This window comes from Gilvirhabdus luticola, from assembly GCF_040117515.1.
Lineage (GTDB): Bacteria > Bacteroidota > Bacteroidia > Flavobacteriales > Flavobacteriaceae > Gilvirhabdus > Gilvirhabdus luticola.
In genome coordinates this window covers 48,036-71,169 of sequence record NZ_JBEEEN010000003.1, presented here as the reverse complement: position 1 = coordinate 71,169, position 23,134 = coordinate 48,036, and the positions used below count along the sequence as shown (strand labels likewise).

Below are 23,134 nucleotides of genomic sequence, written 5' to 3'. Positions count from 1 at the left end.
TTAAATAGAAAAATTAATTCCTAATGAAGCACTGTTAAATTCTGCAACGGTATAATCTAAATTTAAGCCGAAAAACCCAAGTTTTAAATGAGCTCCTAAAGATGCCCTAACACCTGAAACCTTTTGTTCAACAGAATATGGATCAATAAGCTCTTCTGAAAATAAAGCACCATCTGTTACAATATATGTTCCCAATAAATCCGTTTTAGATTCTCCACTTAAATAACCCAATGCTCCATAAAAATTTATGATTTTTAAATTTGTAGCTACAATTAGCTGCGCAAGTATTGTATTTATATCTGTATCTGTCCTCTGATTTTCTCCCTGCACAACACTTGTTTCTTCAAAACTATACTTACCATCCAAATGTGTATAAGCAACAAGTCCTGAAATTGATATAGGCAGGACTTTATCTGCTGGTAACCATGATGTAAATTCCTGCTGCAAACCAAATCCATACATGCCAATTTCTACATCTTCTGCTTTTGTAATTGGAAAAAATCGTCCCTTAATTTGTGTTCCTTTAAAAGGAGAAAAACTTGCTTGAAAAAAAGCCGATGGAATTAAGTTGATATTCTCCGAACCTATACCTGTAGGTAATGTTAATGCAACTTCCTGATCTCCAAAAACAGGATCTTCATAAGTTACCATTACTACAGCATCTGGATCATTATGTCCTAAAGCTGTAGCAACACTTTTTGAACTAGCATCATCTGGAAATCTGATATTTTGATAATCTGCAACATTCATAACAAATGATTTCTTTTCATCTTGTATAAAAGAAATATTTCCAATTAAAGAAATCTCAACTCCAAATTTATGTGGAGATTTAGCATTGTTAAACCAACCGTTGTTTATGCTGTAAATTGTTCCTTCTGTAGCTGGAGCCAAATAATCTGTACTAAACTGTTTAGCATCTTCTACACCAGCTGCTAAAAGTTCGTCAATATTTTCTTGACAGTTAATTGATAATGTCAATAAAATTGAAAGGGAAAAAACAATATATTTTTTCATGGATTTTTAGATTTGGTTTGTAAAAGTATTAAAGTCATTTAAAACAACGCCTTTCATCGAAAAAATATTGCTTTTAGCCGAATATCCCGAATTTATTGAAAATAAAAAAGGGATACCTTTGGCACCCCTATTCTAAATAAGCGTTTGAATTATTTAAGCATCTATATTTGCATAAATTGCATTCTTCTCTATAAACTCTCTTCTTGGCGGTACTTCATCTCCCATAAGCATTGAAAATATTCTATCTGCTTCTCCACCATTATCTATCTGTACTAAACGCATGGTTCTAAATTCAGGATTCATGGTTGTATCCCAAAGTTGTTCAGCATTCATCTCACCAAGACCTTTGTAACGTTGTATTTTTGAACCATCCCCAAAATCTGCAACAATCTCATCGCGCTCTTTATCACTCCATGCATATTGTTTCTTTGCTCCTTTTTTAATTAAATATAATGGAGGTGTTGCAATATAGATGTGACCATTTTCAATAAGTTCCTTCATGTACCTAAAGAAGAAGGTTAAAATAAGAGTGGCGATATGACTACCATCAATATCAGCATCACACATAATCACTACTTTATGATACCGAAGTTTGGATAAGTTTAAAGCTTTACTATCTTCTTCAGTTCCAATTGTCACACCTAAAGCTGTAAAAATGTTTTTTATTTCTTCATTTTCAAACACTTTATGGGTCATTGCTTTTTCAACATTTAAGATTTTACCTCTTAATGGTAAAATAGCCTGAAAAGCTCTATCGCGACCTTGTTTTGCTGTTCCACCTGCGGAATCTCCCTCAACCAAAAACACTTCACATTTAGCCGGATCTTGTTCTGAACAATCTGATAATTTACCTGGCAAACCACCAATGCTCATTACGGTCTTACGTTGGACCATTTCACGCGCCTTCTGCGCAGCATGTCTGGCTTGAGCTGCCAGAATAACTTTCTGAACAATAATCTTTGCATCATCTGGATGTTCTTCCAAATAATCGGTAAGCATTTCTGAAACTGCTTGACTTACTGACGCAGAAACTTCTCTGTTTCCTAATTTGGTTTTAGTTTGTCCTTCGAATTGTGGCTCTTGAACTTTTACTGAAATAATAGCCGTTAATCCTTCTCTAAAATCATCTCCAGCTATTTCAAATTTTAGTTTGTCTGTTAATCCAGAATTATCTGCATATTTCTTTAAGGTCATTGTTAAACCTCTTCTAAAACCAGACAAATGAGTACCTCCTTCGTGCGTATTAATATTGTTTACATAAGAATGTAAATTTTCAGCATAGGAAGTATTATAAATCATAGCGACCTCAACAGGGATTCCATTTTTTTCACCTTCAAACGCTATAACATCTTTCATTAAAGGTTCTCTATTTCCATCTAAAAACTTGATGAATTCTTTTAAACCTTCATCTGAATGGAATGTTTCTCCTTCAAACTCACCATTATCCTTTTTTGTACGTTTATCTATTAAATGAATCGTTATTCCTTTGTTTAAAAAAGACAATTCACGTAACCTACTGGCTAGCGTATCGTAATTATATTCTAAAACTTGCGTGAATATTGTTGAGTCTGGTTTAAACGTGACCATAGTCCCACGTTTATCTGTATCTCCAACAGGCTTAACAGGATATAATGCTTTTCCTCTCTCATATTCTTGTTCCCAAATTTTACCATTTCTATAAACAGTTGCTTTAAGGTGTTCTGATAAGGCATTAACACAACTTACACCAACACCATGTAAACCTCCTGAAACTTTATAAGAATCTTTATCAAATTTTCCACCTGCTCCAATTTTCGTCATAACAACTTCAAGAGCAGAAACACCTTCTTTTTTATGAATGTCTACAGGAATTCCACGACCATCATCTTCTGTTGTTATAGAATTATCTTCATTGATAGTAACCGTTATATTATTACAATGTCCTGCGAGAGCTTCATCTATTGAGTTATCTACTACTTCATAAACCAAATGATGCAATCCTCTTGTACCAACATCACCTATATACATCGATGGTCGCATACGCACATGCTCCATACCCTCAAGTGCTTGAATGCTATCTGCAGAATAATTGTGTTTGTTAAATTCTTCCTTTTCTTGACTCATATTATCCTAAAATCTATATGTTAAATTTTGTCTTTGATTATTATTTTTTTATCATAAAAAAATGCCGGATTTCGGCATTGTTTAACAATACATACAAAGATAAACAACTCCACTATTTATTGCTAATTTTAACCTGTTTTAAGCTTACAAGTTATTAACAATTTAACAACAATTTAGAGATGTTAATTTATTATTTGGAATTAATTTAGAAGACATGACAATTATTAGTTTTTAAAAGTTTTTTTGTGCCTAATTTTGACTTTCATTTTTAATTAAAAAATCATGAGTGATTCACGCGGTGTTTCTTTAAAATTGATGTCACACATTCAAAGAATTGTTGATATTCAAAGTAAAATAATCTATTTTCTGTTGAGTATTATAGCGGCCTTTGTCTTGTCATATTTACTATACGATTCAGAATTAAACCAAGCACAAATTTATGTCCTGTTTTTACTGTTTCTTGCTATAGGATTATGGGTGACAGAAGCTATTCCTCCTTTTGCAGTTGGACTTTTAGTTTTTGGATTTTTGGTTTTTTCTATGAGTAATTATTATTCTCATATTGATCCAGAAAATGTTTCACAATATTATCAGAAATATGTGAACTCTTGGTCCAACAGTGTTATCTGGTTAATGCTAGGTGGTTTCTTTATGGCAGAAAGTATGAAAAAAACAGAACTGGATAGAGTTGTATTTAAAATATCGATCTCAAAATTTGGCACAACTCCAAAGTTTATTTTGTTAGGTCTTATGCTTACAACTGCTATTTTTTCGATGCTAATGTCCAATACTGCTACAACAGCAATGATGATTGCATCTGTATTGCCTTTTTTAATCCAATTAGGTGACGATTCTCCTTTTACCAAAGCAATTCTACTTGGTATTCCTGGAGCTGCTTCTATTGGTGGCATGGGAACTCTCATTGGTTCTCCTCCAAATGCAATTGCAGTTGAGGCTCTCATTAATCAAGGTCATGATATTGGTTTTCTTGAGTGGATGGTTGTTGGTTTTCCTGTTTCAATTATACTCACTTTATTACTTTGGTTCTTTTTAATCAAGAAATTTGTGCCAAAAATTAAAAGCTTTGAGGTTGATTTCAGCAAAATAACCTCTGAAAATATTAATGATGAAGATCTTAAGCTATATAAAATTAAAAAGAACGTTGTTCTCTTTGTATTAATACTAACTCTATTGCTTTGGTTAACCGAAAAGCTACATGGTATTCCTGCATCTGTAGTATCTCTTCTTCCTATTATTTTACTTACAATGTCTGGGATCATTAAAGCAGAAGATGTGAGAAGCTTACCTTGGGATACTTTAATGCTTGTAGCAGGAGGTTTGGCATTGGGTATGGCAATTAAAGAGACTGGATTAGCTCAACATTATATTGAAAAATTAAGTGGTTATGAATTAAACTTTTATTTAATAGTCTTGTTTTTTGCTTTTTTGACTGTTATCCTATCAAATGTGATGAGTAATACGGCAACTGCGACCATATTGATTCCAATAGGAATAATTCTTACTTATGACAACCCAATTATTTTACCACTTGTCATTGGACTTTGTGCCTCCACGGCATTATTTTTACCAATTTCTACTCCTCCTAACGCCATTGCTTACAGTACTGGCAAGCTTGAACAAAAGGACTTTAGATACGGTGGTTTTTTAATGGGAATTATTGGTCCTGTAGTAATTATTGCTACAGTTCTTATCATATTGAAATATATAAACCCAATTTAGGTAAACATAGCTCGGTATAAATTAAGATTTTAGCCTTATCTTGATTAGTGATAACAATAAAACTCATATTTTTATACAATAAGATTAAAATGAATGGATTTTAATGTTTATAACATTCTTATAATCGCGGGAATTATTCAGGGATTTATTTTTACTGGAGTTGTATTATTTAATAAAAAATATCATGCAAAAAGTACATACTTTTTGGTAGCATTGATATTTGTATATTCAATTGGTAATTTAATGTACATTCTTCCAGACATTGGTGTTATGCCATTGCTTACAATGTATGCATATTATTTTTTACCACTTGCTTCTATTATTCCTGTAATTATCTATTTTTATGTGATCTTTTTTTTATATCCTTCAAAAAAAATCACGTTTATTGAAAAACTTCTTTTTGTTCCTTTTACTATTTTTTTAGCACTTACTTTGTTTTATAGGTTAAAAATAATTTTAGGCCACATAGAGATTAGTCCAGTAAATCCACGTTTTAAGCTTGTAGTCCTTACCAATGAGGTATTTTCTGTATTATACAGTATTGCGTTATTAAGTATTGTCTTTATAAAAATCAATAAATACGAAAAACAAAGTAAAGTTTTTGATAAAAAAATTATTAGACTAGATGTAAAATGGTTAAAAAATACTCTATATTTTATATTCTTTTTCACTTTTGTTTGGGCTTATTTAACTATTCAAAATATATTTTTAAAGCAAGGCGAAGCTAACTTCTACGTACTTTGGATAGGTGTAGCTTATCTTATATATTGGCTAGGACATATAGGCATTTACAAATATGGAATTGTTACTGACCGAAAAAAAATAAGAAAATACCTAAATGATACAGGTTCAAATTTTCAAGAGGAAAATAATAATAATTCTAGTTATTCATCTTCTAAACATACCAATGAATATATTGAAGCACTAGAAAAACTGTTGTTGCATGACAAGATATATTTAGATTCTAATTTAACTCTTGATAGTGTAGCTTCACATCTTAATTTAAGTCCAAGTTATTTATCAAGAATAATCCACAACGAGTTAAATACAAGCTTTCCTGATTATCTAAATTCATTTAGAATTGAAGAAGCAAAGCAATATTTAAAAAACCCGGATTTTGCTAAATACACTATTGTTTCTATAGGTCTTGAAGCCGGGTTTAATTCTAAATCTTCATTTTATAATGTCTTCAAAAAGGCTACAGGCAAGACTCCTTTAGCATACCAAAAAGACAGAGCTGTAGCTTAACACAAAGCCCTACATAATTCATTATTAATATATTAAGAAGTTTTAAATAAGTCCAGATTTTTGTCATTTACAAAAATTGGGAGAAAAAAAAATGCTTGAATAATAATTTTAAAGTGCTTCAAGTTATTTCATCACTTTTCTTCTCTTGTGTTATAAAAATTTAATTAACCTTTTTAAACACTTGTATCATGAAAAATTTTATGTCATTTTCAAAAAGAGCCCTAATCTTTAGTTCATTATTATTTTCTGTTGCTTTGATTTCAGCGCAAACCACATGGACTGTAAACAATAACCCCAATGTTTCGGCAGATTTCACAGATTTACAGGCTGCCATCAATGATGTTTCCGTAATGAATGGAGATATTTTATATGTACAACATTCGCCAACCAGTTATGGTGGCAACATAGATTTAAGTAAAAGTCTAACCATTATAGGACGCTCACACGCTGATGTAGGATACACAACTACAATTGGTACTTTAAGAGTAACAGGAGGAGCAGATGGCTCAACTGTAAAAGGTTGTAGAATAAATAGTATTAGTGCCGTAGGAAGTGGTTCAACAATTGATGGCCTTTCTTTTTACGATAATAGTATTGGTTCTTTTGATTTAAACAATAATCATGATTTTACCAATACTACCATTAAAGGAAATATATTCACAAATAATCTTACAATAAGGTCTGTGATGAGTAATGTGACCATAACAAATAACATTTTTTTGGGTGGTTCAAATACTTTTTATGAAGTTGATACTGTATTTTATAGTTACAATGTAATAGGCTTTAATGGAAACTTCACTTTAAGTAATTATGATACCGATAATTCACAGCAATTAAACATCTCCAACTGTATTTTTGTATCAAATAGTGCAGCTGATAGAACTATAATCTTAAATGCAAATAACACCAATATTGTTCAGGTAGATAACTGTGTAACCTACAATTACGGATCTGGGTCGCATGTTTTTGAAACCGATACATATATTACAATAAATGGTAATGTTCAAGAAAACACTAATCCTAATTTTACCAGTGTTGACACCGGAAATTCTCAATCCATAGCTGGTACCGGTTCAAATTACGATCCTCTCAACGACGATTTAACTCTTCAAGATGGTGCTGGTTTATTTGGTAGCGAAGGATTATATGAAGGTTATAATTTTATCAATTTAGGACTTCCTACTGGTTACCCAAGTGTGAAAATACTATCTCATGATCCAACTATTGCTAAAAACGGAAATTTAAGTGTTACTATAGAAGCAAAAACTAACTAGAAAATACAGAAATCATGAAAATACTATTCATAACATGGTTATGCTGTTTTTCTGTTATTCTTGGGTTTGGACAATCTATTGATAAAATAGAATACTTTTTTAACACTGATCCTGGTTTTGATAATGGTACAGATATTACACCAAACGCAAATTCGGGTGATTTAACACAAACAGCAAGCATTAATATTGGTTCACTAACAGGCTTTAATAGTCTTTATATCAGAACCATGGATAATACAGGTACATGGACCATGTACGAAAAGCGAATATTCTATGTGACAGATTTTATGTTACAGACAATAGCTGGCGAAATTACGGCTGCCGAATATTTCTTTAATACTGACCCAGGTTTTGGAGGCGGAACAGCTCTACCTATAGACCCTAACACTGGAGATCTAACACAGTCCTATGTAATACCAGTAGGATCATTAACAGGTTTCAATAGCTTATATATTCGTACAAAAGATGAATTTGATGTTTGGAGCATCTATGAAAAACGCATTTTTTATGTTACTGATTTTACTCCAACAGTTATTGCATCAGAAATCACAAGAGCTGAATATTTTTTCAATACCGACCCAGGATTCGATAATGGTACCGATATTGCCATTGATCCTAATTCAGGCAACCTTACACAAGTCATTGATATTCCAACGAACTTACCGGTAGGTTTCAACAATTTGTATATAAGGGTTCTAGACGATTTTGGTGTGTGGAGTTTATACGAAAAGCGTATTTTTTATGTAGAAGATACAGCAGATTTGACAATACCAAGCATCATAGGAGCCGAATATTTCTATGATACTGATCCTGGTTTTGGAAATGGATATGCAGGTTCTATAACGCCAACAGGAAATCCAGATGAATTTACAATAGATCTTGGAACATCAAATGAAATATGTGACTTACATGACTTCTATATAAGATTGCAAAATTCAGATGGTACTTGGTCTTTGTATGATTATAGCTTCGATTTGGATATCTTTGATAATGAACCTCCTACCATTGTAGTATTTCCAAACATCACTGCCGAATTGGATGCAAGTGGTCAAGCTTCAATTACTCTAGCAGATGTAGACAATGGCACATATGATGATTGTGAGTTAGTTTCAGTAGTTCTAAATCAAGCTCAATTTGATTATACATGTACCGATTTAGGTGTTAAATCGGTAACTATTACAGCAACAGACGCTGAAGCTAAAGTAAGCAATCAAAATGTGGACATTACGGTTGTTGACCTAATAAATCCTGTAGCTGTAGCTAAAAACATAACTGTACAACTTGACACGAATGGAGAAGCTACGATAACAGGTGCTCAAATTGACAACGGTTCAACAGATAATTGTTCTGTTACAAATTTTTCTTTAGATGTTTCTAGTTTTGATTGCAATGATCTTGGGGCAAATATTGTTACACTGACAGCTATTGACCAAAGTGGAAACAATAGTACCGATGCGCCAACAGCTACAGTTACAATTCAGGATAATATTAACCCTACTGTAATTACTCAAAATATTAATGTTCAATTAGATGCTTCTGGAAATGCTTCCATCGTGGCAGATGATGTTGACAATGGGTCTTCAGATAATTGTACAATCAACATTAGAAGTTTAGATATAACATCCTTTACTTGTGCTAATTTGGGAGCTAATGTTGTAACATTGACAGTAACTGATCAAAGTGGTAATTCTGCCAATGATACGGCAACAGTAACTGTTGAAGATATGATTGATCCAGTAGCTATTGGACAAGACATAACTGTAGACCTTGACGGAAATCCTTCTGTAACCATTACAGCCAACGATGTTGATAATGGTTCGTCAGACAATTGTGGATTTTCTTTAAGTATAGATGTTGATACATTTACTACAGAGGGTATTTACCCAGTACAGCTTACCGCTACAGATGGTTCGGGAAATATGCATAGTGTAACTGTAATGGTTACTGTTGAAGACTCTTCACTTGGCATTGAAGATTTTAAAATTTCAACTGAAAATATCAAACTTTATCCAGTTCCAACGGATGACATTTTGAATATTTCAACTAAATTAATTATTGATGAAATTACTATTTATGACTTATCTGGTAAGAAAGTCAAAAAAATAATTGAACCTCACAATATCATAAATATTGGTGAGTTATCTACTGGATTATACTTTCTAAACTTTAAGGTAGAGAATCAATCTTTAATAAAACGAATTGTTAAAATTTAAAAAACACTTTATGCTAAATATCTAGTTTAATTAATTCGGCCAATACTTCAAATGTATTGGCCAATTATCACAAATTGCCATTTCTCTGAAAGCAGGAAAACATAATTATTTTACAAGTGTTTTAATTAATGATTTCCAAGTTCTGGAACTGTTTTCTTTGGAATGGCTCTTTTTTAATAAGCATCACTATGCACATTGGCTACTGCTCTACCACTTGGGTCATTCATATTTTTAAAGGCCTCATCCCATTCTAAAGCTATTTTTGTACTACAAGCTACACTTGCTTCTTGCGGTACACATAGAGCTGCTGTATCACTCGGGAAGTGCTCTGCAAAAATTGAGCGATAGTAAAATTCTTCTTTGCTTGTTGGTGTTTTTAACGGGAACTTATATTTGGCATTTGCCAATTACTCATCTGTTACTGCTTCGTTTACAACTTCTTTTAATGTATCGCATTCTTGGATTTTTTTTATTTACATGTAGTAAATATTAATTACAGATTATTTATTTCTAATTAATTACAAAATCAATTAGTGAATTTTTTTAAGATTATTTCCCAATAAAGCTTAACTTTATAGAAACTAATTAATTCACAATTCATATGAAAAAAATTTTATTATTTGTACTAACACTAGTTTTTACTAGTACAGCATTTGGGCAAATTGCTTATCTGCAATATCGCAAAGTACCAGCCGATCAAGAGGCTAAATTCGTTGAAAGAGAAACTAAATATTGGTCCAAAGTAGCTAAATCAGCTATTGATAAAGGCCAATTGGCTGGATGGTCATTATGGAAAAAAGTTGGGGTAACCAAAACAGATGCTCCCAATTATGTATTTGTTAATTCCTATGTCAGTCTTGATCAACTTGATCAGAATTTTTGGGGAGACAATATGGATGCTCTAGGCGATGTAAAACCTCAAGATGTTGAAACCATGTCATTTACTGAAGTCCCTTTCGACTATTTTGTTCAATTTGAAGATAATATTGCAGGTGATTACAAATATGCTATCGTTAATTATGGATTGCCAACCAGCGTAGGTGATTTTATACAAGAAAACAAAACTCTATGGAAACCATTTCATGAAAATAATATTAAAAATGGTAATAGAATGACTGCTTGGGGAATGGCTTCAGTGGTTTATCCTAGTGGTAATCAAAACCGTTTTTCTGTTTTTACTTATGATGGGTTTAATAAACTTTCAGATGCCTTGGACTACTTGAGATATCAAGACTATTCTTCAGATGGAGAAGCTGGACCTTTTGCAGATATTATTTCAAAATCTAAAATGAATGAACTTTTACCTGACGGATTTAATTATCGCATCATATACGAGCGTATAATGTCTGTTGAATAGAAAAACTTATTTAATTAAAAAGCCTGAATTAATATTCAGGCTTTTTTATTTTTAATAGGCATCACTATGCACATTGGCTACTGCTCTACCACTTGGGTCATTCATATTTTTAAAGGCCTCATCCCATTCTAAAGCTATTTTTGTACTACAAGCTACACTAGCTTCTTGAGGAACACATAGAGCAGCTGCATCGCTTGGGAAATGTTCAGTAAAAATTGAGCGATAGTAAAACTCTTCTTTGTTTGTTGGTGTTTGTAACGGGAACTTATATTTAGCATTTGCCAATTGCTCATCTGTTACTGCTTCGTTTACAACTTCTTTTAAAGTGTCTATCCAACTATAACCAACACCGTCACTAAACTGTTCTTTTTGTCGCCAAGCTACACTTTCTGGCAACATGTCCTCAAATGCTTTTCGAACTACCCATTTTTCCATACGCTCACCATTAATCATTTTATCTTGAGGATTGATTCTCATGGCTACATCCATAAATTCTTTATCCAAAAATGGTACACGACCTTCAATGCCCCAAGCTGCTAAACTTTTGTTAGCTCTCAAACAATCATACATGTGAAGCTTACTTAATTTTCTAACTGTCTCTTCATGAAATTCTTGTGCATTTGGTGCCTTGTGAAAATATAAATAACCTCCAAATATTTCGTCAGCTCCTTCTCCAGACAGTACCATTTTTATTCCCATAGACTTAATAACTCTTGCCATTAAGTACATTGGCGTACTTGCTCTAATAGTTGTAATATCGTAGGTTTCAAGATTATAAATTACATCACGAATGGCATCAAGACCTTCTTGAATTGTAAACTTTATTTCATGATGAACTGTCCCAATATGATCTGCAACTTTTTGTGCTGCAGCCAAATCTGGAGAACCTTCAAGTCCAACTGAAAATGAATGTAATTGTGGCCACCATGCTGCTTGTGTATCATCACTTTCTATACGCTTTTCGGCATATTTTTTCGCAATGGCTGAAGTTACTGAAGAATCTAAACCTCCTGAAAGTAAAACGCCATAAGGCACATCACTCATTAATTGCCTGTGTACTGCAGCCTCTAAAGCTTTTTTGATTTCTTGAATACCAGTTTCATTTTCTTTTACTGCTTCATATTCTGTCCAATCTCTTTTGTACCATTTTACAAATTCACCATCTTTACTACTTAAGTAATGTCCTGGAGGAAACAATTCGATCTTTGTACAAACGCCTTCTAAAGCTTTAAGCTCTGAAGCTACATAGAATGTTCCGTTCTGATCCCAACCAATGTATAATGGGATTATACCCATATGATCTCTAGCTACAAAATATTCATCTTTTTCAACATCATAAATGGCAAATCCGAAAATACCATTCATTTCATCAACAAAATCAACTCCTTTCTCTTCATAGAGAGCTAATATAATTTCACAGTCACTTTCCGTTTGGAAATTATAATCTGGAAACTGTTTTCTTAATTCTCTATGGTTATATATTTCGCCATTTGCAGCCAATACTAATGTTTTATCTTCAGAGAATAAAGGTTGTTTTCCTGAAGCTGGGTCAACAATAGCCAAACGTTCATGCGCCAAAATAGCCTTATCATTATCAAAAATACCACTCCAATCTGGTCCACGATGACGTATAGTTTTGGACATTTCTAATATTTGTGGTCTTAAATCTTCTGTTTTTTGTTTTAAGTCGAATGCACATACAATTCCACACATAATCTTTTCTTATTTATAATTTGTGAAGCAAATATTGCTATATGATTCTATTATTAAAACATATATCTAAAATTTACTTTCAATTTATAATTAATTTTATATTATTAATATTTATTTGTAATTAATAATTTTAATAAATGATGAAGAAATTTAATTTTAACATCATTTAACTTTTTCGATACATCTTTTTAAATAAAAGATGTTAAATTTAAAATCTTAAAAAAAAAATCAAGTTATGATAAAACAAACATTTACCTCTTTAGCCTTTTTATGTTTTGCTCTAATCACATTTAATGTGAATGCTCAAGATTTTAAGGATTTAGATAAAAGCCCTATGGACGCGGCTTCTTTTCCAACCAGTAACAGAGTCACTGAAAAAGTGGTGAAAGTTATTTATAGCCGACCTCAACTTAAAGGAAGAATGGTTGAATCTTTAACGCCTCATGGTAAAGTATGGAGAACTGGAGCAAACGAAGCTACATCAATTACTTTCTACAAAGATGTAACTTTTGGTAGTACTCCAGTAAAAGCAGGAACGTATTCACTTTTTACAATTCCTGGAGAAAAAGAATGGACTTTTATAATTAATTCTGATGTTGATGTATGGGGTGCTTATAGTTATAACAAAAATAATGATGTAGCGAGAGCAACTGGAACTGTGACCGAAGGAAATAAAAGTTTAGAAGTTTTCTCAATTGCCTTTGACAAAGATGGTGCAATGCATTTAGGATGGGGAACTGTTCGGGTTTCTGTTCCAATAAAATAAAATGTAATCACAATATAAAAAAAGCCTTAATTCTTTAAGGCTTTTTTATTCAAGGGATATTCAAATATTTGTGTGTTTGTAATGATACTTTCCATTTTGGGTTTTTCATAACATAATCTACAATTTCAGGAATCATTTTATCACGATTACTCCATTCTGGTTGCAAATACAGTATACACTTGTCAGAAACTTTTGAAGCTTGCTCTTCAGCAAATTTAAAATCGTTCATATTATACACTATAATTTTAAGTTCATCAGCCTTTAAATAAATCTCATTTGTAGGCGATTTTAATTTTTTGGGAGATAAGCAAATCCAATCCCAAGTGCCTGTTAATTTATAAGCGCCTGAAGTTTCAATGTGCACTTTTAAACCATTTGCTTTTAATTGTGATGTTAGAAGTGTCATATCCCATGTCAAAGGCTCTCCGCCCGTCACTACAATTGTATCACTATACTTTACGGCATTTCCAACTATTTTTGATATTTTGGTTGGAGGATGAAGATCTGCATTCCAGCTTTCTTTTACATCACACCAATGACAACCAACATCGCAACCACCAATTCTAATAAAATAAGCAGCTGTTCCTTTATAGTAACCTTCACCTTGTATCGTGTAAAACTCTTCCATTAAAGGCAAAAACTCACCTCTATCTACCAATTGTTGAAGCTCTTGTTTCATAGGCTGCAAAGATAAGTCTCTCTTTGAAGTTTCTTATTAAAATGTTGAAAAGATTTCTCTCTGATTAACTTCAAGATTAGTATTTTTATAAAAATTTTATTGAGAATGAGTAGAAACGAAGAATTTTTCAATCATATCATAGAAGGAAATACCAACAAAGGAGAATTCATTACTCTTGGCTCTGCCATGTTGGATGGAATAACAGTAAAAAATGCTTACGTAAATGTGCCTTTAAAAACTATGAATAGGCATGGATTAATTGCAGGTGCTACAGGAACTGGCAAAACCAAAACACTTCAAGTACTGGCAGAAAATTTGAGCGAAAAAGGTATTCCTGTTATTTTAATGGACATTAAAGGAGATTTAAGTGGTTTGGCTCAACCAAGTCCAGGACATCCTAAAATAGATGAACGTCATGATGCTATTGGTTTACCTTTTCAAGCAAAATCTTTTCCTGTTGAGATCTTAACATTATCTGAACAAGATGGTGTAAGATTAAGAGCGACTGTAAGTGAATTTGGACCAGTTCTTTTATCTCGAATTTTGGATTTATCTGAAGCACAATCCGGTGTGGTTGCAGTTATTTTTAAATATTGTGATGACAATAAGTTACCTCTACTCGATTTAAAAGATTTTAAAAAAATATTACAATATGCAACAGATGAAGGTAAACAAGAGTTTGCAGAAGCTTACGGAAGAATCTCCACCGCTTCTACTGGAGCTATTTTAAGAAAAGTTATTGAATTAGAGCAACAAGGTGCAGATTTGTTTTTTGGCGAAACATCTTTTGATGTCGATGACCTTTTAAGAATTTCGGAAGATGGTAGAGGTTATATCAATATTATCAGGCTTACAGATATTCAAGATAGGCCCAAATTGTTTTCTACATTTATGTTAAGCTTGTTGGCAGAAATATACTCTACTTTTCCTGAACAAGGTGATACAGGAAGACCTGAATTGATTATGTTTATCGATGAGGCACATTTAATTTTTAATGAAGCATCAAAAGCATTGCTTAACCAAATTGAAAGTATTGTGAAATTGATTAGAAGTAAAGGTGTTGGATTATATTTTGTTACACAGAATCCTACGGATGTTCCAGAAGCGGTTTTAAGTCAGTTAGGTCTGAAAGTACAACATGCATTAAGGGCTTTTACTGCAAAAGATAGAAAAGCAATAAAACTTACAGCTCAAAATTATCCAGATACTGAATACTATGATACCGCTGAAGTATTAACTTCTCTAGGGACTGGAGAGGCTCTGGTTTCAGCTCTTAATGAAAAAGGGCGTCCTACTCCACTAGCAGCAACTATGATGCGCGCACCAATGAGTAGAATGGATATTTTGAACAATTCAGAATTAAGCCATTTATTATCAAACTCTAAATTGGTTAAAAAATATAATGAAGAAATTGATAGAGAAAGTGCTTATGAATTATTGAATAAAAAAATAGAACAAGCTGAAGCCGAAGAAGCCAAAGAAAAAGCGCGTCAGGAAAAAGAAGAACTTAAAAAAGCCGAATCAAAAAGAAGAACTTCAAGCACAAGACGGAGTACACGCATGAATCCAGTTGTAAAAGTTTTGACCAGCGCAACTTTTATAAGAAGTGTTTTCGGAATATTAACTAAAGTCATGAAAAAATAAATGAAAAAATATTTAATAAAAATCATACTGCTACTAGTAATTTTTGTCGGTTGTAATAAAGAAGAGAATCCTTTTCAAATTGCTAAACAAAATGTTGGTTTATTAACAGACTCCACCCAAGTCAAAGATTTAGAATCTGTTTTTATCAACGATTCTATCGTAAAATATAAAGGGGATAGTGAATTTACTGGCGATATCAATAATATTGAAATTTTTAATAAAGACGGGAAGAAAACACTAGTCCTTTCACCTAATAAAATAAATGATTCAACAGCCGTGATTAGTAATGTGAATATTCTAGATTCTAATTATAAAACAGATAAGAATATCTCAATATTAAGTACATTTAAGGATATTCAAAATAATTACAAAATTTCAAGAATTGATAACTTGATAAATTCTGTAGTTGTAACTGTTAATGATATAAATGCAACCTTTACTATAGACAAGAAAGAATTGCCTGCCAATCTTCGATTTGATATGAAATTAAAAATTGAAGCTACACATATTCCAGATGGTGCAAAGATTAAATATTTCTTTATTAACTGGAATTAAATAAAAAAAATAAATATATGAATCCTTTTGTTTCAAAATTATTAATAGCTATTGCTCGAAAAAGACTCGAAACAAAGGCTCATGCTAAACCTATAAGCAACAAACAGATTGCACCGCTGGTTAGAAATCTTCAAGTTGAGTTATCGCATGCCATAAAAGAGTACATTTTTATATTAATTGGTGTGTTTTCTGCTGGTTTTGGGCTAAAAGGCTTTTTATTACCAAATCGTTTTATTGATGGCGGTGCAACTGGTATTTCATTATTATTGGAAAACATAACCAATATTCCTTTAGGATATTTATTGATTCTGGTCAATATTCCTTTTTTAATTTTGAGTGTTAAAACGTTTAGCTTAAAGTTCGCTATTAAAAGTATCATAGCCATCTTTGCACTTTCATTTGTTGTACATTATGTAGATTATCCTACAATAACAGATGATAAATTACTAATTGCGGTTTTTGGTGGTTTCTTTTTAGGCTTGGGAATAGGTATGGCAATGAGAGGAGGAAGCGTGATTGATGGCACAGAAGTTTTGGCCATATTCTTAAGTAGAAAATTGTCTATAACAGTTGGTGATGTATTATTACTAACTAACATCATCATCTTTTCGTTTGGAGCTTATATTTTGTCTGTAGAAATTGCTTTGTATGCTATCTTGACGTATTTGGCTGCAGCTAAAACAGTTGATTTTGTAGTTGATGGTGTTGAGGAGTATGTTGGGGTAACCATCATTTCAGAAAAACACGAAGAATTAAGAGTCATGTTGATAGATAAGTTAAGGCGTGCTTGTACAATCTATGCGGGAAAAGGAGGTTATGGGAAAAGTGGTAAAGGTTATGACAAGGATATTATATATACTGTAGTCACGAGATTAGAATTAGCTAAATTGCATACAGAAATTGACAAAATAGATAAAAATGCGTTCATCATCATGGGTCTTGTAAAAGATCTTCGAGGTGGAATGATAAAAAGAAAGCCTCTCGAAAAATAATGTCTAAAAAATATACTATTCAAGCCTCTCCATTTGTTGTTCCAACTAACGACGGAAAACTTATTGAAGAACATTTTGGCAATGCTAGTGTTGGAAATTCCAAAATTAGCATTGCGCATATGATAGCTCCTCCTGGATGGAAAGAACCTTATCAAACACCTAATTTTGACGAATACACTTATATCATCAAAGGAAAAAAACAATTTATTATTGAAGATGAAATTGTTGTTCTGGAGGCCAATCAATGCATTAAAATAAATAAAAATACAAGAGTACAATATTCTAACCCCTTTACAGAACCTTGCGAATATTTAGCCATTTGCCTGCCTGCTTTTTCAATTAATGAAGTGAACAGAGAAGACGAATGAAAAAGGTACTTTTTTACATGGTTGGAAAATATGTAAATGCCGCAAGCTTTTTTTCAAAATCTTACGCCACAAAATTAGCTTTATTTCTTTTTACTAAACCAAGAAAAGGTCAAATCACTAGAAGTCAAGGAGAATTTTTAGACACAGCTTTTAAAGAAGAGCTCAAATATGTTGATTATCATATAATGACCTATCGCTGGTTAGGAAATAAACCTACTGTGCTATTAGCACATGGTTGGGAAAGTAATGCGGCAAGATGGCAACCAATTATTCAAAATTTAAAACCCAAAGGTTTCAACATAGTAGCTTTAGATGCTCCAGCTCATGGCAATTCTGGAAGTGATTTTTTTGATGCTTTTTTGTATTCAGAATTTATTAATGTTGTAGCCAAAAGATTTCATGCAGAAATAATTATTGGACATTCTGTTGGTGGTATGGCTTCAGTTATTAGCCAACACAATCATAAATTAGAACAAGTAAAAAAACTTATTCTAATTGGTTCTCCTTCGGAATATAAAGGATTACTTGAACGGTATACTAATATGCTGGGCTATAACCAGAGGATTAAAATTCAATTAAATTCAATTATTATAGAACGCTTTGGTCAAGAGCCTTCTTCTGTATCTACAGCAAAATATTTGAAAAATATAAAATCTCAAGGGCTCATCATACATGATGAAGAAGATGACGTTATCCCATATAATGATGCTTTGCTGGTAAAAGATAGTTTTAATAATGCTTCATTTATTAGTACAAAAGGTTTAGGTCATTCTTATAACAATCCAAAAGTTACAGATTACATCAACGAATTTATAGAAACCTAATTTATGGATAAGCCTTTAATACGTCTTAATAAATATTTAAGTGAAGCTGGTCACTGTTCCCGTCGTGCAGCAGATAAACTTATTGAAGAAGGTCGTGTTACTATAAACGGTAAAGTTACCGAAATAGGAACCAAAGTAGCTCCAAATGATGAAATACATGTTGATGGAAAACTTGTAAAGAACTCCAAAAAGTCTTCAGTTTATCTAGCTTTTAACAAACCTATTGGTATTGTTTGCACAACAGACACACGAGTAGAAAAAAATAATATTATAGATTTTATTGGCTATCATAAGCGTATTTTCCCGATTGGCAGATTAGACAAACCAAGTGAAGGACTCATACTTCTAACAGATGATGGAGATATTGTCAACAAGATTCTTCGTGCCAGTAATAATCATGAGAAAGAATATATCGTTACCGTCAATAAACCTATTTCGCAAACTTTTGTAAAAAGAATGTCTCAAGGTGTCCCAATATTAGATACTGTAACACGTAAATGTAAAGTCGAAAAACTAGATACTTATGAGTTTAAAATTATACTAACTCAAGGGCTTAATAGACAAATAAGACGTATGTGCGAATTTTTAGATTATGAAGTTAAAACCTTGAAACGAACACGCATTATGAATATTAAATTAGATATTCCTGTAGGTAAGTATAGAGAATTGTCTGAAACGGAATTAAATGAACTTAATACCCTATTAAAAGGGTCTACAAAGGAGTTCAAACCGAAAACTAACAAAAAATAAGTTGCATCAAAAAATGGGACGTTTTAAAGACAGCTTCATAAATTTAAAAAGAACAATAGTTATTATTTTGATTGTTCTTTGTGTTGCTATTACATTTGAATCCTTTCAGCAGGTTTATTACATTAACAGGTATCAATTAGCTGAAGATGTTACTTTTTTCGGAGTTGTAAAATATCAAGCTTTAAGATGGCTTGTTTGGTTGATGCTTTCATATGTTCTTTACAGATATGCCAAATCAAATGCTTCAAAAGCAAATTTGTCCACACTAGACATTTTAAAATATATACTGCTGATTGCTAGTTTGGTTTTGTTAGGTATTATAATTATTTCAATCTTACAATTTTTAGTTTCTGATACTACTTTCAACTTGAACCTTTTATTTGGTGTGTTTATTCCTTTTTTTACTTTTCAAAAAGCACCTATTTATACTTTAGGTTATATAGCTGTTGCCATTATCCTTAATTTGCATTTTGCTAATATAAAATTACAAATTGATGTTCTTGAATTAGCTGAATTAAAGAAAACCAACCAAAATCTTTATAATAAATTTAGTGCAACAAATGATGATAAAACCAATATCTTGAATATTAAAATTGGTAATAATCACAAAATTATTTTGGTAAATGATATTAGTTGGATAGAAGCAGATGACTATTGTGTTAAGGTGCATACTGCAAACTTAAAGGTCTATACCATGAGGAGTAGTTTAAAATCTCTGGAAGAAAAACTGAATGGCAATTTTTTAAGAGTACACAGAAAAGCTATAGTCAATATGAATGTAGCGAAAGAATTAAAGTTATCTCAACCACCTTGTTTAATTCTTAAAAACAACGAAGAAATACCTGTTTCAAAAAGCAACCTTAAAGTGGTAAAAGATTTTATTTCAAAATAATTAGTATTCCTTTAACGAAGCTTACTGCAATTTTCTTGCAACTCTCTGCAAAAGTCAAACTCTACATCTAGTTTTTTATTTACTTGTTCGAAAATATAAAATCATGAAAAAAATTATACTTGCATTAGCACTATTACTATCATCATTTACAACAAATGCTCAATACAGTTATGAACCTACTGAAGAGTTCCCTTTTGGAAGACCAAACCCTGAAGCTCCAGAACAAATTAAAGATTTTGACCCTCTGATCGGGGTCTGCAATTGTAAATCCACTGCAAGAAACCAAGATGGAACTTGGGGAGAAACAATAGATATGCTTTGGAAGTTTAAATACATAGCTAACGGAATGATAGTTCAAGACGAAACGCTTAAATCTGATGGAACACACTCTGGAAGTATCAGGCAGTTTAGTGCAGATAGCAGCAAATGGTATGTGCATTACTACACTACAAAAGGAATTCCAAAAACATTACCTGCTTGGGAAGGTAATAAAGTTGAAGACAAAATTATATTGTATAGAAACCAAAATGCACCAAACGGTATGGAAGGCTTTTACCGCTTAACATTTTATGACATTTCTAAAGCTGGATACAAATGGATAGGTGAATGGGTAAGTAAAGATGAAACTATAGTATATCCTACCTGGAAAATTGAGTGTTCTAAAATGGAATAGTATACTTAATATTAAATTAATTAGTATATTATTTTAATCTAAATAGTAAATGTCAAATGAAAAAATTTATTAAGCTTTTTATTGTCTTTATATGTTACATTCAATTTTGCAATTCTCAATCATCAAAGATTTTCGATTTGGTTGAACATCATTATGCAGACAACAAAGGTGTTAAAATTCATTATGTCTCACTAGGTAAAGGTCCTGTAGTACTTTTTGTACATGGTTTTCCTGATTTCTGGTACACTTGGCATGAACAAATGCTACCATTGTCAAAAAACTATAAAACGGTTGCCGTAGATTTAAGAGGTTACAATTTAAGTGATAGCCCAAAAGGTGTTGAAAATTATTTCTTTAATGAATTAATCGGAGATATAGAAGCAGTAATTAAAAGTCTTGGTGAACAACCTGTTCATTTGGTCGGACATGATTGGGGAGCAGCTATTTCTTGGAGGCTCGCAATAGAATATCCTGAACTTATTAAAAAATTGGTGATATTAAATGTTCCACATCCAAAAGCTGGAAACAACAAACCCATAATTCAAGATGAAGAACGTCAACCATCTTATGCAGATACTTTTGTATCCGATGAATTTAGAACACAACTCACAGAACAATGGCTTTCAGGTTGGGTAAAAGATAGTGATGCAAAATCAATTTACATCGAAGCCTTTAAACGATCTGATAAGGATGTCATGATCAATTATTATAAAGCCAATTACCCAACACTGGAGAATTTAAAAAAAGAAAGCTTTATTAAAAGAAATTATGACCTTCCAAACTTAAAGATGCCAGTTTTAATTGTCCATGGAAAGAATGATAAATATTTACCAATAAGTGGACATAATAACACGTGGGATTTTACAGACAATGAATTAACTATCGAAATCTTACCTAACGCTGGTCATTTTGTGCAACAAGATGAAAGCGAAAAACTTACAAAACTTATTTCTGAATTTTTAGAAAGAAAATAAATTAATAGGTAAATTTACATGTAAAAAAATTTAGATGTCAGCATTATCACCTTTTCATTTGGCAATTCCTGTTCATAATTTAGAAGAATGCAGAAAATTTTATAAAGATATTTTGAATTGTGAAGAAGGTAGAAGCAGTGACCATTGGGTAGATTTTAATTTCTTTGGGCATCAGTTGGTTATTCACTACAAACCAAAATCTGACGAAGAGTTACACACCAACCCTGTTGACGGAAAATCGGTTCCTGTACCACATTTTGGAATTGTTTTACCTTGGGAAACATTTCATTTGTTAGCTCAAGATTTAAAATCAAAACAAATTGAATTTAATATAGAACCATATATCCGATTTCAGGGTCAAACGGGCGAACAAGCTACGATGTTTTTCTATGATCCAGCTGGTAATGCTCTAGAATTTAAGTCTTTTAAAGACATGAATCAAATATTTGCTAAATAGAAATTAGCTAATCATTTCTCGACTTATTTTGCTCACAAGCCAATAATGTGTTTTTAAGAAGCATGGCTATGGTCATTGGTCCAACGCCTCCTGGTACTGGTGTAATATAACTAGCTTTTTTACTTACGTTTTCAAAATCAACATCTCCTGTTATCCTATAACCCTTTGTAGTAGTTTCATCTAGAACACGAGTTATACCAACATCTATAATCACAGCATCATCCTTAACCATTTCAGCTTTTAGAAAATTTGGTACGCCCAATGCCGAAATAATAATGTCTGCCTGACTTGTAATTTGAGTAATATTTTTTGTGTGACTATGTGTTAATGTAACCGTGGAATTTCCAGGAAAGCCTTTACGACCCATTAAAATACTCATTGGTCTTCCAACAATATGAGAACGACCTATAACTACAGTATGCTTTCCTTGAGTTTCTACACCATATCTATCTAATAACTCTAAAATACCAAAAGGAGTAGCCGGAATGAAGGTACTCATATCCAATGCCATTTTTCCAAAATTCATTGGATGAAATCCATCAACATCTTTATCAGGATTTACGGCCATCAAAACTTTTTGAGTATTTATTTGTGGTGGTAATGGTAATTGAATGATAAACCCATCTATATCATCATTATTATTCAATTCTTCTATTTTATCCAATAATTCAATTTCACTAGTCGTATTAGATAGCCTTACCATTGTAGATTTAAAACCAACTCGCTCACACGCTCTAACTTTACTACCAACATATGTTAAACTTGCACCATCGTTACCAACAATTACAGCTGCCAAATGAGGAACCTTTTCTCCATCAGCCTTCATCTTGTTAACCTCTAAAGCTATTTCATCCTTGATATCGTTACTAACTTTTTTTCCGTCTAAAATCGTCATAGT

21 protein-coding genes and 1 pseudogene are annotated in these 23,134 nt (G+C 32.2%); 16 read left to right on the top strand and 6 right to left on the bottom strand.

Annotated elements, in window-relative coordinates; translation table 11 throughout:
- Together AAFP94_RS07395 and gyrB are read right to left on the bottom strand one after the other, a co-directional pair.
- Window positions 1-1,014: a DUF6588 family protein gene (locus AAFP94_RS07395; RefSeq protein WP_316661903.1), complete on the bottom strand. Its 1,014-nt coding sequence runs from the start codon at window positions 1,012-1,014 to the stop codon at window positions 1-3.
- 153 nt (window positions 1,015-1,167) lie between these two features.
- Window positions 1,168-3,117, bottom strand: a complete 1,950-nt coding sequence (gene gyrB, locus AAFP94_RS07390) for a DNA topoisomerase (ATP-hydrolyzing) subunit B (RefSeq protein WP_316661902.1) — start codon at window positions 3,115-3,117, stop codon at window positions 1,168-1,170.
- A gap of 282 nt (window positions 3,118-3,399) precedes the next feature.
- On the opposite strand from gyrB, the gene AAFP94_RS07385 reads away from it, so the two are divergent.
- The 4 genes from AAFP94_RS07385 (at window position 3,400) to AAFP94_RS07370 (ending at window position 9,592) form a co-directional block, all read left to right on the top strand.
- Complete coding sequence (locus AAFP94_RS07385; protein WP_316661901.1) at window positions 3,400-4,857, top strand: SLC13 family permease; 1,458 nt, start codon at window positions 3,400-3,402, stop codon at window positions 4,855-4,857.
- Between the two features lie 93 nt (window positions 4,858-4,950).
- Entirely contained in the window at window positions 4,951-6,105 is a 1,155-nt protein-coding gene (locus AAFP94_RS07380; RefSeq protein WP_316661900.1) for a helix-turn-helix domain-containing protein, read from the top strand.
- A 188-nt stretch (window positions 6,106-6,293) separates the two neighbouring features.
- On the top strand, window positions 6,294-7,379 hold the full coding sequence (locus tag AAFP94_RS07375) for a right-handed parallel beta-helix repeat-containing protein (protein WP_316661899.1): 1,086 nt from the start codon (window positions 6,294-6,296) through the stop codon (window positions 7,377-7,379).
- Window positions 7,380-7,393: 14 nt separating this feature from the next.
- Window positions 7,394-9,592 carry a T9SS type A sorting domain-containing protein gene (locus AAFP94_RS07370; protein ID WP_316661898.1) on the top strand — a complete coding sequence of 733 codons (2,199 nt, stop codon included), beginning with the start codon at window positions 7,394-7,396 and terminating at the stop codon, window positions 9,590-9,592.
- Between the two features lie 173 nt (window positions 9,593-9,765).
- On the opposite strand, the pseudogene asnB (AAFP94_RS07365) reads toward AAFP94_RS07370, so the two are convergent.
- Window positions 9,766-10,044 (bottom strand): annotated as a pseudogene (gene asnB / locus AAFP94_RS07365) (asparagine synthase B); the annotation flags it as partial.
- Window positions 10,045-10,193: 149 nt separating this feature from the next.
- On the opposite strand from asnB (AAFP94_RS07365), the gene AAFP94_RS07360 reads away from it, so the two are divergent.
- The gene (locus AAFP94_RS07360; RefSeq protein WP_316661897.1) at window positions 10,194-10,949 is read left to right on the top strand and encodes a hypothetical protein; all 756 of its coding nucleotides are present in this window, start codon (window positions 10,194-10,196) and stop codon (window positions 10,947-10,949) included.
- A 51-nt stretch (window positions 10,950-11,000) separates the two neighbouring features.
- Here the strand turns inward: AAFP94_RS07360 and asnB (AAFP94_RS07355) are convergent, their stop codons facing one another.
- A complete protein-coding gene (gene asnB, locus AAFP94_RS07355; RefSeq protein WP_316661896.1) occupies window positions 11,001-12,662 on the bottom strand; it encodes an asparagine synthase B in 1,662 nt (553 codons plus the stop codon).
- Window positions 12,663-12,897: 235 nt separating this feature from the next.
- On the opposite strand from asnB (AAFP94_RS07355), the gene AAFP94_RS07350 reads away from it, so the two are divergent.
- Complete coding sequence (locus AAFP94_RS07350) at window positions 12,898-13,428, top strand: DUF2911 domain-containing protein (protein WP_316661895.1); 531 nt, start codon at window positions 12,898-12,900, stop codon at window positions 13,426-13,428.
- Window positions 13,429-13,477: 49 nt separating this feature from the next.
- On the opposite strand, the gene AAFP94_RS07345 is transcribed toward AAFP94_RS07350, so the two are convergent.
- Window positions 13,478-14,107 carry a 7-carboxy-7-deazaguanine synthase QueE gene (locus AAFP94_RS07345; protein ID WP_316661894.1) on the bottom strand — a complete coding sequence of 210 codons (630 nt, stop codon included), beginning with the start codon at window positions 14,105-14,107 and terminating at the stop codon, window positions 13,478-13,480.
- Window positions 14,108-14,212: 105 nt separating this feature from the next.
- Here AAFP94_RS07345 and AAFP94_RS07340 point away from each other — a divergent pair, with 105 nt between their 5' ends.
- The 10 genes from AAFP94_RS07340 to AAFP94_RS07295 all read left to right on the top strand — a co-directional run bounded on the left by AAFP94_RS07340 (window position 14,213) and on the right by AAFP94_RS07295 (window position 22,236).
- Window positions 14,213-15,751 (top strand): helicase HerA-like domain-containing protein, encoded by a 1,539-nt coding sequence (locus AAFP94_RS07340; RefSeq protein ID WP_316661893.1) that lies wholly within the window; start codon window positions 14,213-14,215, stop codon window positions 15,749-15,751.
- Window positions 15,752-16,306: a hypothetical protein gene (locus tag AAFP94_RS07335; RefSeq protein ID WP_316661892.1), complete on the top strand. Its 555-nt coding sequence runs from the start codon at window positions 15,752-15,754 to the stop codon at window positions 16,304-16,306.
- 17 nt (window positions 16,307-16,323) lie between these two features.
- Complete coding sequence (locus AAFP94_RS07330; RefSeq protein ID WP_316661891.1) at window positions 16,324-17,298, top strand: YitT family protein; 975 nt, start codon at window positions 16,324-16,326, stop codon at window positions 17,296-17,298.
- Window positions 17,298-17,666 (top strand): cupin domain-containing protein, encoded by a 369-nt coding sequence (locus AAFP94_RS07325; RefSeq protein ID WP_316661890.1) that lies wholly within the window; start codon window positions 17,298-17,300, stop codon window positions 17,664-17,666. The genes AAFP94_RS07330 and AAFP94_RS07325 overlap by 1 nt, the downstream gene beginning before the upstream one ends.
- Window positions 17,663-18,490 (top strand): alpha/beta fold hydrolase, encoded by an 828-nt coding sequence (locus tag AAFP94_RS07320; RefSeq protein ID WP_316661889.1) that lies wholly within the window; start codon window positions 17,663-17,665, stop codon window positions 18,488-18,490. Before AAFP94_RS07325 ends, AAFP94_RS07320 begins: the two co-directional genes overlap by 4 nt.
- 3 nt (window positions 18,491-18,493) lie before the next feature.
- Window positions 18,494-19,240 (top strand): 23S rRNA pseudouridine(2604) synthase RluF, encoded by a 747-nt coding sequence (rluF, locus tag AAFP94_RS07315; RefSeq protein WP_316661888.1) that lies wholly within the window; start codon window positions 18,494-18,496, stop codon window positions 19,238-19,240.
- A gap of 13 nt (window positions 19,241-19,253) precedes the next feature.
- Entirely contained in the window at window positions 19,254-20,132 is an 879-nt protein-coding gene (locus AAFP94_RS07310; RefSeq protein ID WP_316661887.1) for a LytR/AlgR family response regulator transcription factor, read from the top strand.
- A gap of 103 nt (window positions 20,133-20,235) precedes the next feature.
- The gene (locus tag AAFP94_RS07305; protein ID WP_316661886.1) at window positions 20,236-20,805 is read left to right on the top strand and encodes a hypothetical protein; all 570 of its coding nucleotides are present in this window, start codon (window positions 20,236-20,238) and stop codon (window positions 20,803-20,805) included.
- A gap of 56 nt (window positions 20,806-20,861) precedes the next feature.
- Window positions 20,862-21,779, top strand: coding sequence for an alpha/beta fold hydrolase (locus AAFP94_RS07300; RefSeq protein WP_316661885.1), 918 nt, complete (start codon window positions 20,862-20,864; stop codon window positions 21,777-21,779).
- Between the two features lie 34 nt (window positions 21,780-21,813).
- The gene (locus AAFP94_RS07295) at window positions 21,814-22,236 is read left to right on the top strand and encodes a VOC family protein (RefSeq protein ID WP_316661884.1); all 423 of its coding nucleotides are present in this window, start codon (window positions 21,814-21,816) and stop codon (window positions 22,234-22,236) included.
- A gap of 7 nt (window positions 22,237-22,243) precedes the next feature.
- Here AAFP94_RS07295 and AAFP94_RS07290 read toward each other — a convergent pair whose 3' ends face one another.
- On the bottom strand, window positions 22,244-23,131 hold the full coding sequence (locus AAFP94_RS07290) for a bifunctional 5,10-methylenetetrahydrofolate dehydrogenase/5,10-methenyltetrahydrofolate cyclohydrolase (RefSeq protein ID WP_316661883.1): 888 nt from the start codon (window positions 23,129-23,131) through the stop codon (window positions 22,244-22,246).
- Window positions 23,132-23,134 lie beyond the last annotated feature (3 nt).

Coding starts and splice junctions, on each gene's coding strand:
- AAFP94_RS07395 (WP_316661903.1), bottom strand. CDS start 1,014: ATGAAAAAATATATTGTTTTTTCCCTTTCAATTTTATTGACATTATCA.
- gyrB (WP_316661902.1), bottom strand. CDS start 3,117: ATGAGTCAAGAAAAGGAAGAATTTAACAAACACAATTATTCTGCAGAT.
- AAFP94_RS07385 (WP_316661901.1), top strand. CDS start 3,400: ATGAGTGATTCACGCGGTGTTTCTTTAAAATTGATGTCACACATTCAA.
- AAFP94_RS07380 (WP_316661900.1), top strand. CDS start 4,951: ATGGATTTTAATGTTTATAACATTCTTATAATCGCGGGAATTATTCAG.
- AAFP94_RS07375 (WP_316661899.1), top strand. CDS start 6,294: ATGAAAAATTTTATGTCATTTTCAAAAAGAGCCCTAATCTTTAGTTCA.
- AAFP94_RS07370 (WP_316661898.1), top strand. CDS start 7,394: ATGAAAATACTATTCATAACATGGTTATGCTGTTTTTCTGTTATTCTT.
- AAFP94_RS07360 (WP_316661897.1), top strand. CDS start 10,194: ATGAAAAAAATTTTATTATTTGTACTAACACTAGTTTTTACTAGTACA.
- asnB (WP_316661896.1), bottom strand. CDS start 12,662: ATGTGTGGAATTGTATGTGCATTCGACTTAAAACAAAAAACAGAAGAT.
- AAFP94_RS07350 (WP_316661895.1), top strand. CDS start 12,898: ATGATAAAACAAACATTTACCTCTTTAGCCTTTTTATGTTTTGCTCTA.
- AAFP94_RS07345 (WP_316661894.1), bottom strand. CDS start 14,107: ATGAAACAAGAGCTTCAACAATTGGTAGATAGAGGTGAGTTTTTGCCT.
- AAFP94_RS07340 (WP_316661893.1), top strand. CDS start 14,213: ATGAGTAGAAACGAAGAATTTTTCAATCATATCATAGAAGGAAATACC.
- AAFP94_RS07335 (WP_316661892.1), top strand. CDS start 15,752: ATGAAAAAATATTTAATAAAAATCATACTGCTACTAGTAATTTTTGTC.
- AAFP94_RS07330 (WP_316661891.1), top strand. CDS start 16,324: ATGAATCCTTTTGTTTCAAAATTATTAATAGCTATTGCTCGAAAAAGA.
- AAFP94_RS07325 (WP_316661890.1), top strand. CDS start 17,298: ATGTCTAAAAAATATACTATTCAAGCCTCTCCATTTGTTGTTCCAACT.
- AAFP94_RS07320 (WP_316661889.1), top strand. CDS start 17,663: ATGAAAAAGGTACTTTTTTACATGGTTGGAAAATATGTAAATGCCGCA.
- rluF (WP_316661888.1), top strand. CDS start 18,494: ATGGATAAGCCTTTAATACGTCTTAATAAATATTTAAGTGAAGCTGGT.
- AAFP94_RS07310 (WP_316661887.1), top strand. CDS start 19,254: ATGGGACGTTTTAAAGACAGCTTCATAAATTTAAAAAGAACAATAGTT.
- AAFP94_RS07305 (WP_316661886.1), top strand. CDS start 20,236: ATGAAAAAAATTATACTTGCATTAGCACTATTACTATCATCATTTACA.
- AAFP94_RS07300 (WP_316661885.1), top strand. CDS start 20,862: ATGAAAAAATTTATTAAGCTTTTTATTGTCTTTATATGTTACATTCAA.
- AAFP94_RS07295 (WP_316661884.1), top strand. CDS start 21,814: ATGTCAGCATTATCACCTTTTCATTTGGCAATTCCTGTTCATAATTTA.
- AAFP94_RS07290 (WP_316661883.1), bottom strand. CDS start 23,131: ATGACGATTTTAGACGGAAAAAAAGTTAGTAACGATATCAAGGATGAA.